Origin of the sequence: Paenibacillus pini JCM 16418, assembly GCF_000576305.1 — a bacterium.
GTDB classification, from domain to species: domain Bacteria; phylum Bacillota; class Bacilli; order Paenibacillales; family Paenibacillaceae; genus Paenibacillus_AQ; species Paenibacillus_AQ pini.
This window is the reverse complement of sequence record NZ_BAVZ01000006.1, coordinates 79,794-93,429: the sequence shown is the minus strand read 5'-3', so window position 1 is coordinate 93,429 and position 13,636 is coordinate 79,794. Positions and strand designations below refer to the sequence as shown.

Genomic DNA, 13,636 nt, shown 5'->3' with positions numbered 1-13,636 from the left:
ATTGCCACTCTCCTCTGTGCCAGTTAATGATCTCAAATAATTCAAGACCTCCTTAGCCTGTTCGCCCCCCATAAGTGCATGCTGCATCAGAGGAATGCCGTGCGGACCAGCTGCATTGATCATATGTGGATATTTAGTTAGCGTCGTCTGTACAAATTCAAGATTCCCCAGCATTGTCGCCGCGAATAAATCTATTCGAGCTCCATTGGCCAATAGCCATTCTGCAATATCACGTCGTCCAACGTGGGATGCCGCTCCAAGAGCCGTCTCCCAATCGTCTCCTCCCCAATTCATCGACGCATGCAATAAGCCCGGCTCTTGCTCCAGTAATGCTTGCACTTTACTAAGATCTGCATGTGCTGCGCCTACAAATGCTCTTACCAACTCGTTATCAAGGGCTACTTTTGCCATAAACACGTTCCTTTTCAGATAATTTGTGAACAGACAAATGAGATATTAGTCCATTAAAAGAATCAAACATTATGTTTATTAAACTAAGTAATACCTTCATGAACTAGAGGTCTAACTACCCCACAGGGTAGAAAAACGGGTACACCCTCATCGTTATGTACCTTCGCCTCGATCCCGAATACATCGCGAAAGAAATCGACCTGAAATACCTCCGAGGGCTTCCCCTCCCGTACAACAGAACCTTGCTTCATAGCTACAATCCGATCGCAATATCTTGCCGCCTGATTAAGATCATGCAAAACCATAATAACCGTAATGCCTTGTTCACGATTTAAGAGACGAATAAGTTCCATGAGTTCCAATTGATGTGCAATATCTAAATACGTAGTCGGTTCATCAAGTAGGAGGGTACACGGAGTTTGTGCCATGCACATGGCAAGCCATGCACGCTGACGCTCCCCTCCCGATAATTCGAGAAGAGAACGATGCTGCAGTGCTCTCATACTTGTTACTTGCAGGGCCCAATCGACTACTTCCTCATGTTTGCCTCTACATTCCTCATACCATTTGAGATGGGGATTTCGCCCTCTGCGTACAAGATCACGGACAGTAATATCCAAGGAAGCCTCTTGTGACTGAGTTAGCATGGTCATCTGCCTTGCGATCGCTTTGCTATTCATGTTGGCCATATTCTGGCCACTCATGGATACCGTTCCCCGCTGCGGGGTAACCAGTCTTGCCAGCATGCGTAAGACAGTGGATTTTCCAGATCCATTGGGTCCAACGATACCTAGCCATTCACCTGAAGAGACATTCAGGTTGAACCCCTCTACGATAGATTCCGATGGACGGTAGCCGTATTTCAGTTCAGATGCCGTTAGCGCTTGATTCATCCTTTAAGCCCCCTTCGAAGTAAATAGAGAAAGAAAGGTGCGCCCAGAAGTGCGAGTAATATACCTACGGGAAATTCAATCGGGTCAAACCAGCTACGTGCCGCCGTATCTGCCGCTATCACAAGCGTCGCACCGCCAATTGCAGATATCGGCAAAAGAATGCGATAATCATTGCCAACTAACAAACGCATGATATGTGGAACAACCAAACCGACGAAACCAACCATTCCAACAATACTAATTGCAGCACCGGCCAGAAAAGTAGACAATAAAATGATAAGAAGTCTGCCCGATTCCACTTTACTGCCAAGGAGCTTCGCCGCATCATCTCCTAATACAAGCAAGTTGGCCTGCTTCAGTAAAAAAATAGAAGCAATCATACCAATTACCGTATACGGTAACAATGTCTCAAAATGTGGCCAACTGCGTCCGTTTAAGCTTCCCGACATCCACGGTAGCACTGCCTGAACCTTTTCACTGTTTAGAATCATCAGTGCCGTCATAGCCGCCCCGAGTAAGGAATTCACTGCAACTCCTGCCAGAATGAGCCTTAAGGGAGATGCCCCCCCTTTCCAAGAGAGCGCATAGACAATGACTGCCGCTGCTAATGCACCTATAAATGCAGTAATCGGCAAGTAAGCGATTTGCTCTGGAAACAGAATCATTACGATAACGGCGGCCAGCCCGCCGCCTGATGAAACACCGATAATACCTGGATCGGCAAGTGGATTACGAAATACCCCCTGTAAGAATGCTCCTGCAACAGCTAGACAAATACCAGCCAGTAGCCCCGTCAATATGCGCGGAAGTCTTAAATTCCATACAATCTGGCGAGCTTCCGAATCGGAAGTATGGAATATTGCTGTCCATACTTCACGTGCCGGAATAGATATAGAACCAGACATTAAACCAACAAGCCCAGCCAGCAGCAAGAGCGCTACACTGACAATTAGGATTAAGCTATTACGTACTAATTTGGGATTTCGGACCTCTTGACCTGTCGACCTCGTTAAGACGATAGCCATCGTACTACTTCACCTGACGAAGCAGCTTGTTAATCGTTTCAATGGCTTGTGGTGCTCTTAGACCAGGGTTGGCAATGAATAGATCTGAAGGCAGTACTTCAAATTGATCATTCTTTACAGCGCTCAGACTCTTCCAAGCCGCATTCGTCTCAAACTGCTTCTTAAAGCTTGCTTTAACTTCTGCAGCATCACCATGTGCAATAAATAGAATAATGTCCGGATTGGAGGCAACAATGCGCTCTAAGCTAAGCTCTGCATATTGCGGCATGGTATCCATTTTGGGGAAATTGGTAGCAACGTTGGAACCACCAGCTAGCTCCAGAAAGTTACCAGGGTAGCTTGTCGGAAGTGCAACGACAAAGCTACTCGCAGAGCCATAAACGATTAGCGTCTTCGGCTTTACCTTCGGTTTGGTGAGTGAAGCCACCTTGTTGTTCATCCCCTTGATAAGCTGCTCCGCTTTAGTTTCCTGACTAAGAATGCGACCATATAATCTTACCGAAGCCTGAATCTCATTGTACGTATTATGTGAATTGAACATCACTTGAGCGCCTAGCTTCTCAATCGTTGCCTTTTGAGCTTTCAACGATGGACTTGCGATAACAAGATCCGGCTTCAATGTGGCAAGCTTCTCGAATAGGATACCGTGTGTGCTGCCAACCTCAAGAGCAGAAGCTGCTTCAGCTGGATATACAGCACCAAGAGAAGTAGGCCGACCAACAACGGAACCACCCAGTGCATAGATTATTTCAGTATCTGAAGAGGCCAATGTAACAATACGACTGGGTTTCTTATTCAATGTAAAAGAACCCGTGCTCGTATTTACCGTTAGCTTACTACTTAGCGCAACTGTGTTTGTGCTCTTCTGATAATTTACCCATTTGCCAAAGGCTTCCGAGACAAGACGCAATGGAACGAAAGTCGTACCATTTACCGAGACTGGAGCTGAATCAAGCGTTGTACGAACGCCGTTTATGTATGCGGAACTGGAATCTACAGTCAACTTCACATTATGATTGCCTTGAGTTGCTGAGACCGTTTTGGTCTTAGAATCCCAAGAAGCTTTCCCTCCTAGAGCGGTTACAATGCTTCTGTAAGGGACTAGGGTTCTCCCATTCACGAATCGGGGAGCAGTATCTAGTGAAATGGTTTTCCCATCCAAGGTAACTTTAATCGCCGCACTTGCGGCACTTGCCAGACTACCTTTTCCTATTGTTGTTACGGGGGCCAGCAACACCGATGCGGCCAATAAACCAGTTAATACTTTGCAAAACATTTTCCCATCCCCTTAATTAATAATGATAATCAATCTCAATTAACTCCTTTATATTATTGATAATGATAATCGTTGTCAATAACTTTTATGAAATATATTTCCATTAATCCTAGAATATTTATTTCAATTTCTAGTTGCAGAAGTCCAATTTTTTCGGTTAATTATAATCTTGTCCTAACGATAAAAAACTGCCCTCCTATAGCAGGATGCAGTCTAATACCGTTTTGTCTAGAAATATTTCTAACCCGGTTTAACGTAAGTGCTACATCTGGGGCAGTTCCATTCACTGAGATATTTGGCCTGAAAAATCAATGGCATAAGTTGCTTGTGAATATGCTACGATCCCAATTGAATACGTGCCTTTAACAGATGGTTTAAAACTTATCGTTTCTTGAGGTAAGTAGCCTTTACTACCGTTATAGGCTAGATCCAATCTTAATTCACCATTTTGAATTGGATTCACTCCAGGAGCCCATATAAATAAATCTAAGTCAGCTCCATTTTCATCATTGATTACTAATGTAGTTGCAAAAAATGCTTGGACGTCGGTCACTTTGATACTGTAAATATCGACCGTACCTGCTGCAATATTGCTTTGGCCTCGAATATGGTTACGGTAATTGTTAAAAGAACCGTTAGACGAGCCCTTTGCAGCCTTAATAGTATTGTGTCCCAAAATCAGTCCATACCCATATACTTTGTCGTATCCAGTCATTCCATAATCTTCATATTTGAAATCATAATTTAGACTCCCGTTACTTGCCTCCAACATTAATGCAGCCAACCCAGAAATCATAGGAGCAGACATGGAAGTTCCAGTATAATTAATATATTCATTTGTGGAATTAGCTTTTGCTGCACGAATTGATGTACCCGGGGCAGAAATGGACGGCCCTTCACTTCCTTCACCTCTGTTAGAGCTTGGGTTTAAATACCATCCTCCTTCATAAGGATCAGCTACATTAGCTACTGATACAACACCAGAACATTTACCAAATAAATTTAATGAACCGTAATTGGCTCCTAATTGCGTATTTCCTGCAGCTACTACAGTAAGTATTCCATTCTCTGCTGCAGTATTTACCTTAGAACAGAAGGTCGCATTTGCAGAACCTGGTGACCCTAAGCTCATATTAATAATATCTATTCCGTAAATATTCTTATTATTAATAATCCAATCCATAGCATTCATAATTGCTTGATTAGAACAATCTGAATTAGCCTCGCAAACTTTTAATCCAACGAGTGCAGCCCCCGGAGCCACTCCAGTTTGAATACCAGGATCTCCTGAACCAGTACCTGCTGCTATGCTTGCTACATGTGTGCCATGACCTAAATCATCGTAAGGTGTAGATTTATTGTTAATGAAATCTTTCCATGCGATCACTTTGCCTCCGCTTAGATCTACATGATTGGCATCTATTCCTGTATCTATGATTGCAATCACGGAATCATTTTTAGAATAAGTGTAATTTCCATCTCGATTTCCAGTGACTCCATAATCACTTTTTGCTTTTTGAATGCCCGTCATTTCAGTTGCTCCATTTAGATAAACCTCAGATTGGGCTTCATCAGGTTGGCCATAGACGGAAACTACATCATCTGTAGTAGAAATCGTATCTACTTCTTCCCGACTCACGATTTGATTAATTTCATTTTCAGTTAGTCTGGCAAAAAAACTATAAACTCCAAATCCTGCAAGATCAATAATATTTCCTTCAAGAATATCAGCATTTTCTTTAATAAAATCTTCCTTAGTTAGAGAACTATCGTATTTCAGCATTACACTTATGTCCATTTTTTTCTCTTCTTTATTTTGATTATATTTAGACTTATTGGTTGTAAGCTTTTCTTGTAATTTAGGAAGAATTTTAGACTCGCTTGTAGTTTTGTATTTTTCCTGAAGTTTGAAATTATTAAGATCAAGAGAAAAACTACCTAGTTCATTCTCAGCTATTGTTTCAGGTGTATTTTTTTTAAAATCTAAAGTATTTAAGTTTTTATAAACATCTCCTGTTGTTGCACTAACACTAGTAGGAATCATAACAATACTGGCCAATAGTAAGGCGATAATCCTTTTTTTCAACATATAAAATCATTCCTCCTATAAAATAAATTACCTTGTTCTCTTGACATAAATTATTACACTATTAACTCCTTGTTATATGTAGTAAATATTAATAGCACCGTGAAAAGGAGAAACAAACGTAATACATTAATAATATAATAATAAACCTGCTTGAAACTTACATTCTGTTTAGATTCATGCATTATTATAATAGATTATGAATTAAAAATTTTGTATAATATATATTAAATGTGACATTTTGTAAATTTATCAATATAAAAAAAGGAGGTACGTAGTTGGAGAATCTCTTGATTAATCCTATTTATCTGAATAAAGAATGCTATATTGATATTAATAGATCTGTCTTTATATGTAACTCTTTTCCATCTGCACTATCAAGGCTTGAACTACGACTTTTGTTATGTCTAGTCCATAAAATTGATGAAGTTGTTTCCTTTAGAAAATTATATCAATATGTATGGATGGTAAGTGAGGATGAATATATAGATTTACATTTATTATACGTTTATATTAATAGACTTCGAAAAAAAATTGAAAACGACCCTAAAAAGCCCGAACTGATTATATCGGTTAGGAGCGTGGGCTATAAACTCAGCTCTTCATCTACATAATATAAAAAAACCTAGAGTTTATGCAGGTATACATAAACTCTAGGTTCAAATAGTATAAGACTAAATAAGATTGGGTTAACTAAATTACCATACTGGAAAGATATCATCGGGTATCGAGAGGGTGGATATCGCATCCCATTTACTAATTTCTTTGATTTCAGATATCGTCAATTTCACGAAAAAGCTATACACTCCCAACCCTTTTACATTTGTAATTGAGTTTTTATATGCCGCAAAATCAGAATTGATGAAATCCTCTTTTTCCTTAGATATATTATATTTTAGCATGACGCTAACCTCGATCTCTTTATCCAACTTATTCTTGACTAAGGCATCCATTTTTTTCTGTAAAGGCGGTAGAATCTTTAGGTCTACTTGTTTATTGGCCACTTCACCTTTAGGTTTTTGGCTAGATGGATTTACCGCAACTGGATATTGGGATTTATATACCTCCGAAGTTGATGCTTTCATTGATTTGATAACTTGCGATAATTTTTCCTGTAAACCTTCAGCAGAGGAGAATTGAGGAATGGATAGCAGAGCAGTCATTAACGATAAGCCAAACCACTTAGAATAATTCATTTTCGACCACCTCTTTCGTTCATATTAAATGACCTTACTATATCTATAAACGATTAAAAACAGAAAATGTTATAGTCATGGCCTTAAATGGTTCAATCTATAATAGAAATACATGACTAAAAATAAATATTAATAGTATATTAATTATTATTGCCGACCCAATTTTCAGTAGATTTTTATACACCAATACAATATTTATAGCTCTTTTTGTGATACAGATATAACTCACTTAACAGCTATTGATTTAACTTCGCCAGTTACAAATATAAAATTGCCATCCAATTCCTAACAGGGGACTTGAACGACGACAATTTAAAATCATTATATAAGTGACTGTTCAAAGTTAATATCTTTTATTCAAATCGACTTAGCCTGTTCAAACTCCTCTTTTTTCTTGAAAAGCTGACGGCAGATAAACCTGGTGGTGTGCCCCTCGAAGTCTTCAAAATTAGCTGTTATCGGAAATTCATGAACGTTAAGATGATCAATTACAACCCGCTCTAGTGGCAAGAATTCAACAAAGACGTTATGGTTAGGATAATCAAAGGCCATCCGAACCATGCATGGTGAATTTCCGAGTTCCTCCTGGCCTTATATCACACTCATGAAACGTATTCGTGAAGCCTTGGGGACCCCACCATTTGGCTAATAAATTGGGGGTTGTCCATGCCCGAAATACAAGCTCCCGCGGGACATCTTAATCGCGCGTAACCATAAGTTCATTTTCACCAACTGTCTTGCATTATACCTCCCCTAATAATACCCTACCAAGTGCGTCCAACATGACGCTAGTACCATGTTCCCGTACTTCTGGTGTATCGTGTCCGTCAAAGTAAGAACCTTGCTCCGTGAAAATCAGCCTCGTGCCACCCTCCACCTGAATCAGCTCAACCGTTGTAATTGAAACAGAAATGCGTATACCGTCTGCATCCAATGTGTACGTATAGACAATACGTTGCTCTGGGACAAGCTCCTGATAGCTCGCGTCGAAGATAAAAATTGGCCCTTCGGGTGGCCCACCGCTGCTGTACTCGCGTCCGCCAACCTTGAAATCAAAGATGTCTGGCTTCGAGAACCACTTGGCCTTAGCCAACGGGTCGGCCTATGCTTGGTAAACTCGTTCCGGCGAAGCGGCATAAGTCCGCTCGACGACGAAAGTCGCGTGTTTGATGAATCTTTCGATCATTTATTTTCCTCCTCATGTTTCGAAATTTCGTTCTCCTTGGCAAGAAAGTCTCCCAACAGATCCAGATGTCGCTCCCAACTTGTTTGCCGATCTATGACTTTTTTCTCAAATCCCATCTTCATCGCTTGCAGAAGGCTCGTGAAATCTTTAACCATTAATTTCCTTTTGCCCTGCAAAAGCCTAGATACATGTCTAAGCTGATCCAATAGTTTCTGCTGCATTTTGATCTGCTCTTGGATTTGGTTTATCTGCAAGTCCACGATCTCAATCGGACTGATTTGCCCGCAAGTTAAGGCCGACTTAACCTCTTCGAGAGATAGGCCCAGCTCTTTGAGCGATAAAATTTGGTGTAAGCGTGACAAGTTTGATTCACTATATAGCCTATGGCCCGACTCCGTCTGACCAGATGGAGATAATAAACCAATTTGATCATAATAACGTAAGGTTCGTACGGTAAGCCCCGTCAGCTTGGCGAGATCCCCGACCTTCCAATGTTTCTTCATTAACCATCCCCACTCTTTGGCGCTAGCTATGTACCGGTAGCTCTATTGTAAAATATTACGTTACGTAAGGTGCAAGCAAAATTATGACGCTTTCACTGTTGTTTTGCTTTATCAAGCACTTTGGGTTCGTTAAGCCATATCTGCCTTAATATCAAACTCAATCCTCACTTCATTTCGGACGACATTACCTCTGTTGAATACCTTGTATATAACAACTCATTTTTTGACCTCTAGAAAAAATATGAGTTTATATAAATTTTCTTCTTGCTCATTAGTCCTGATATTGCTACTATGGAGAAGTATGATTTTGGAAAGCGAATGTTCAGTATATTTAGGATCTTTCCAAGCAGATAAACTTTGACCACTTCGATGTAGAAGTTAAGGCCATACGGACAGCCGGGTCAAATGCCGATTGGCAACTTTCGTTGCCTTATTGATTGAGTTAAAAGCTCAAATTTTATAAGTTGGTTACTTTACAACCAGTGCATACGCACATAACTTGTGAAACGGTCAATAAGAGTGGTAAAAGTAATTATTTGCTATATAGACTCTGATCCTAACATGATATATTTGAATATAATGGGCCTTTCCATGAAACATTGCGTTTTATGGCTGACTGATGACGTACTTGAAGTTTGTCCTCCAGTCATTATTATTGGGACTATTTTATTATTTAATTATATCGAAGCAAGTGTGATGCGCATGGGTGCGTGTTTCGCTTGCTTTTTTTGTTGCCGTTTTTACATTTTAGAAAAATTCATTTGGAATAGGAGACTATAAAAATGGGAAAAGCACTTGTCATTGGCGCCGGCGGCGTAGCATCAGTAGCAATTCATAAATGCGTTCAAAACAGCGAGGTTTTCGAAGAAATTTGCATCGCCAGCCGTACCAAATCCAAATGCGATGAGCTGAAAGCAAAATTGGACGGTGGCAAAACCAAAATTACGACCGCACAGGTCAACGCGGACAACGTAGATGAGCTGATCGCTCTTATTAACGAAGTTAAACCGGATATCGTCATGAACCTGGCGCTGCCTTACCAGGATTTGACGATCATGGATGCTTGTCTGGCTACCAAAACGCACTATATGGATACTGCAAACTATGAGCCGGAAGATACAGCTAAATTCGAATACAAATGGCAATGGGATTACCGCGAGCGCTTTGAAAAAGCCGGGATTACCGCTCTTCTGGGTAGCGGATTTGACCCGGGCGTTACTGGCGTATTCTCTGCTTATGCGCTGAAACACTATTTTGACGAAATCGAATATATCGACATTCTGGATTGTAACGGTGGGGATCACGGCTATCCTTTTGCAACCAATTTCAACCCGGAAATCAACATCCGTGAAGTGTCCGCGAACGGACGCTACTGGGAGAACGGGGAATGGATCGAGACAAAACCGATGGAAATTAAACGCGGTTATAACTTTGCTGAAGTCGGCGAAAAGGATATGTACCTGCTCTACCATGAAGAGCTCGAATCCCTTGCGCAGAATATGCCTGGCCTGAAACGTATTCGGTTCTTCATGACCTTCGGCCCAAGCTACCTCATGCACTTAAAAGCACTTGAAAACGTTGGAATGACCTCTATCGAACCCATCGAATACGAAGGAAAACAAATCATTCCACTTCAATTCCTGAAGGCTGTACTTCCAGACCCGGCTTCCCTTGGACCTCGTACGGTGGGCAAGACGAACATTGGCTGTATCTTCAAAGGGAAAAAAGACGGCCAAGACAAGACTTACTATGTCTACAATATTTGCGACCATCAAGAGTGCTATAAAGAAGTGGGCTCCCAAGCTATCTCCTATACAACTGGCGTACCAGCTATGATTGGCGCGGCGATGGTCATGACTGGCAAATGGAATACACCTGGCGTATTTAATATCGAAGAGTTCGATCCAGATCCATTCATGGAAGAGCTCAACAAATGGGGACTTCCATGGGTAGAAGACTTCAATCCGGTGCTTGTTGACGAATTGCCTGAGGAAGCTAAACAGACGGAGCTCGTTCGCTAATATGCGATTCGAGGAATTGCCGACACCCTGTTTCGTAGTCGATGAAGCCCTCATCGAAAAAAACCTGAAGATTCTGAACGGCGTCATGCTGCGTTCGGGAGCCAAGATTCTGCTGGCGCAAAAGGCTTTTTCCATGACCACCATGTATTCCCTGATTGGACAATACTTAAGCGGTACGACTGCGAGCGGTTTATTCGAAGCGCGGTTGGGCCAAGAAGAAATGGGCAAAGAAAATCACGTCTTTGCCCCTGCCTATCGTGAAGATGAAATTGAAGAGATTATATCCATTTGTGATCATATTATTTTCAATTCCTTCTCCCAGCTCCAAAAGTATAAAACGAAAGCTCTTGCTGCGGGTAGAAAAATAGGCCTTCGCATCAATCCGGAATGCTCAACGCAAGAGGGACATGAGATCTATGATCCTTGCTCGCCAGGGTCCAGATTCGGTGTGAAACGGGAGGATTTCCTGCCAGACCTGCTTGAAGGCGTGTCGGGACTCCATTTCCATACCCTGTGTCAACAGAACTCGGACGATTTGGAGACTACGCTGAATGCGGTCGAAGACAAGTTCGGGCCATGGCTTGCGCACATGGAATGGATCAATTTTGGTGGTGGGCATCATATCACAAGAGACGACTATGATATTCCGAGACTCGAAGCTTGCATTTCGCGAATGCAGGATAGATACGGCTTGGAAGTCTACCTTGAACCCGGAGAAGCCATTGCGCTGAATGCGGGCTATATGGTTACCTCCGTCCTAGATATCCATAAGAACGGCATTGAGATTGCTATCGTGGACACGTCGGCTACCTGTCATATGCCCGATGTTCTGGAAATGCCATATCGTCCACCGCTTATCGGTTCGGGCGAAGCCGGTGAGAAGCCATACACCTATCGGCTTGGCGGTCCGACCTGCCTTACAGGCGATGTCATCGGAGACTATTCCTTCGATCAGCCTTAAAGAACGGCGACAGATTAGTGTTTGAAGATATGGCCATCTACTCCATGGTCAAAACCAACACTTTCAATGGCATGCCGCTGCCGGCTATCGCTGTGCAGGATAAAGACGGCAATTGCCGCGTCGTTCGCGAATTCGGCTACCAGGATTTTAAGATGAGACTTGCTTAATCAATAAAATAAGGCCGTAACCCTGCAATAAGGGTTACGGCCTTATTTCGTTTACGCTCCGACAAGCTAATTTCTCTTTCATGTAACCTTCTAGCTACCTACCCGATCTAATATATACGTAACGTTACGAACATACTAAACCTTTTAGTCAAGAAAGCAGGTGAGCCTTTGCATATCGATCCTATTGTCATCAGAGCCAAAGCGGGTGACCCTGAAGCATTCGTGCAGTTGATGCAAGAGATTGAATTACCTTTATATCGAACTGCAAGGTCCATTGTCAATAAAGATGAGGATTGTGCAGATGCCCTTCAAGAGACGATACTTAAAGCCTTTAAGTCCATCCATACACTCAGAGAACCCGCTTTTTTCAAAACATGGATCTTTCGGATTCTGATTAATGAATGCAATAAAATGGTCAAAAGCAACTCTAGAACTCTTCCTTATGGAGAGGTTCCCGACTTCCCTTCCATTTCTAAGGATTACGAGAAAATTGAATTATGGGATGCTGTTAATCATCTGGACGAGAATCTACGGATTGTCATTCTCCTACATTATCTGCATGACATGCCGATTAAAGAAGTTGCCGACGTTCTCGAGATTTCTACGGTGGCGGTAAAGACTAGACTACATCGCGCTCGCAAACAGCTAAAGCATTCATCTCAAATCAAACAAGAAAAGGGGTTACCACATGGTGAACACTAAACTTGAAGAACAATTAAAGGAATATCAGAATTTACTTCCCAATCAGATATCGAATAGTACCCGCTCCAAGCTAAATGAGACTTACCAAATGATCAGAGAAACCAATAATTCCACTTCACCCATTCAGAGAGAGACAAATGTATCCAGGACCTTTGCGAAATGGGGGATCTCCACTGCAGCTGCTGCAATCCTTGGAGTCACAGTCATGGCTTCCGGATTTGTATCGCCCGTCATGGCTGATGCACTCAAGCAAATTCCGGTTCTGGGACAGATCTACTCCTTGTGGGGCGACAAAAACGACGATCCCGGTATTCAACAAGCCGAGGACTTCATCACAAACGTAAACCAAAGCGTAACCCATGGCAAGCTGACGATGAATATTCCAACGTTGTTATTTGACGGAACCCGCATTCTTATGAACATAACCACTCCTGGAAACCGTCTGGCTTCGGAGCCCAATTCGCCGCCTTCCGATGCCAATAAAGGGGCAGTAGATAAGTTAGAGGTCCTCTATAAAGGCCAAACCCTGGCCTCGGGTTACGAATTCATGGACGGTGAGACTGCTTCCAGCCTAATTGCTGAAGTGTCTAACACTTATGCAATGAAGAGCTCAACACAGGCCCAGTTCCCTGACCAGTTTGACTTGACTGTAAATGTAACGTTAAAGGGTTACGATGATCCATTCCAATTCGTGCTGCCTATTACCAAATCAACGCCAGCTACCGTTCTAACTTCAGAGGAGACCAAGCATCACGATAACATTAACTTGCAGATCAGCAAGCTGGAAATCACCCCAATCACAACGCAGGTATCCGTTGAGTACAAGACCAAAAAGGGCCAGAGTGTAGAAGAAATGCTCGCTTCTATCCCTGCGAAATATAAGAATGAAACTAGGGGAGGCAGCATCATCGCTCTTCAGTATGACATTGTGGATGAGCATGGCGTTCAACTGAAGCCCATCGGTACTCACCCTGTTAGCGAATCATATAGTATTCGCTTTGAACCCTTCAAGACTCTACCGAGTACCGTTACCATCAAACCGTACTTAGTCATATCCGAAGAATACCCTGCTGGGGCTGAAGGACGAGTGGAAGCTACACATAAGGTCAAGGAATATATCCCTGAGCTAGAGACTGTATTTTCGGTGAAATAGATTATCTGTAAAAAGGACCCTATTCACTAGGAGAAGGGTCTAGCAAACCTACAAAA

General features: G+C 42.1%; 11 protein-coding genes and 4 pseudogenes. 5 read left to right on the top strand and 10 right to left on the bottom strand.

The annotated features are described in order from the left end of the window. Positions 1-21: 21 nt before the first annotated feature. From JCM16418_RS25810 to JCM16418_RS10765, 5 genes and pseudogenes are all read right to left on the bottom strand, one after another. Positions 22-411 (bottom strand): annotated as a pseudogene (locus tag JCM16418_RS25810) (ankyrin repeat domain-containing protein); the annotation flags it as partial. A gap of 83 nt (positions 412-494) precedes the next feature. Beyond that, the gene (locus tag JCM16418_RS10780; protein ID WP_052020202.1) at positions 495-1,304 is read right to left on the bottom strand and encodes an ABC transporter ATP-binding protein; all 810 of its coding nucleotides are present in this window, start codon (positions 1,302-1,304) and stop codon (positions 495-497) included. Then, positions 1,301-2,329, bottom strand: coding sequence for a FecCD family ABC transporter permease (locus JCM16418_RS10775; protein WP_081765399.1), 1,029 nt, complete (start codon positions 2,327-2,329; stop codon positions 1,301-1,303). Before JCM16418_RS10775 ends, JCM16418_RS10780 begins: the two co-directional genes overlap by 4 nt. 4 nt (positions 2,330-2,333) lie before the next feature. Further along, positions 2,334-3,605, bottom strand: coding sequence for an ABC transporter substrate-binding protein (locus JCM16418_RS23705; protein WP_052020201.1), 1,272 nt, complete (start codon positions 3,603-3,605; stop codon positions 2,334-2,336). Between the two features lie 283 nt (positions 3,606-3,888). Further along, entirely contained in the window at positions 3,889-5,694 is a 1,806-nt protein-coding gene (locus tag JCM16418_RS10765; protein ID WP_052020200.1) for a S8 family serine peptidase, read from the bottom strand. 275 nt (positions 5,695-5,969) lie between these two features. On the opposite strand from JCM16418_RS10765, the gene JCM16418_RS26895 reads away from it, so the two are divergent. Continuing rightward, positions 5,970-6,305, top strand: a complete 336-nt coding sequence (locus JCM16418_RS26895; protein WP_052020199.1) for a winged helix-turn-helix domain-containing protein — start codon at positions 5,970-5,972, stop codon at positions 6,303-6,305. An 84-nt stretch (positions 6,306-6,389) separates the two neighbouring features. On the opposite strand, the gene JCM16418_RS10755 is transcribed toward JCM16418_RS26895, so the two are convergent. The 5 genes and pseudogenes from JCM16418_RS10755 to JCM16418_RS10740 all read right to left on the bottom strand — a co-directional run bounded on the left by JCM16418_RS10755 (position 6,390) and on the right by JCM16418_RS10740 (position 8,576). Next, positions 6,390-6,887, bottom strand: coding sequence for a hypothetical protein (locus JCM16418_RS10755; protein WP_036648624.1), 498 nt, complete (start codon positions 6,885-6,887; stop codon positions 6,390-6,392). 357 nt (positions 6,888-7,244) lie between these two features. Then, positions 7,245-7,439, bottom strand: a complete 195-nt coding sequence (locus JCM16418_RS25800) for an SRPBCC family protein (protein WP_242403785.1) — start codon at positions 7,437-7,439, stop codon at positions 7,245-7,247. Then, positions 7,429-7,524: pseudogene (locus tag JCM16418_RS25795) on the bottom strand (polyketide cyclase); the annotation flags it as partial. The pseudogene JCM16418_RS25795 and the gene JCM16418_RS25800, both read right to left, overlap by 11 nt. Positions 7,525-7,629: 105 nt before the next feature. Further along, a pseudogene (locus tag JCM16418_RS10745) lies at positions 7,630-8,073 on the bottom strand (SRPBCC family protein). Further along, positions 8,070-8,576 (bottom strand): MerR family transcriptional regulator, encoded by a 507-nt coding sequence (locus JCM16418_RS10740; protein WP_036648622.1) that lies wholly within the window; start codon positions 8,574-8,576, stop codon positions 8,070-8,072. Before JCM16418_RS10740 ends, JCM16418_RS10745 begins: the two are co-directional and overlap by 4 nt. 782 nt (positions 8,577-9,358) lie before the next feature. Between JCM16418_RS10740 and JCM16418_RS10735 the strand changes: the two genes are divergently transcribed. The 4 genes and pseudogenes from JCM16418_RS10735 (at position 9,359) to JCM16418_RS10720 (ending at position 13,580) form a co-directional block, all read left to right on the top strand. Further along, on the top strand, positions 9,359-10,597 hold the full coding sequence (locus JCM16418_RS10735; RefSeq protein WP_036648621.1) for a saccharopine dehydrogenase family protein: 1,239 nt from the start codon (positions 9,359-9,361) through the stop codon (positions 10,595-10,597). A gap of 1 nt (position 10,598) precedes the next feature. Then, positions 10,599-11,725 (top strand): annotated as a pseudogene (gene nspC, locus JCM16418_RS10730) (carboxynorspermidine decarboxylase). A 168-nt stretch (positions 11,726-11,893) separates the two neighbouring features. Then, positions 11,894-12,427 (top strand): sigma-70 family RNA polymerase sigma factor, encoded by a 534-nt coding sequence (locus JCM16418_RS10725; protein WP_036648619.1) that lies wholly within the window; start codon positions 11,894-11,896, stop codon positions 12,425-12,427. After that, positions 12,414-13,580 carry a DUF4179 domain-containing protein gene (locus tag JCM16418_RS10720; RefSeq protein ID WP_036648618.1) on the top strand — a complete coding sequence of 389 codons (1,167 nt, stop codon included), beginning with the start codon at positions 12,414-12,416 and terminating at the stop codon, positions 13,578-13,580. Before JCM16418_RS10725 ends, JCM16418_RS10720 begins: the two co-directional genes overlap by 14 nt. The last annotated feature ends 56 nt before the right edge of the window (positions 13,581-13,636 follow it).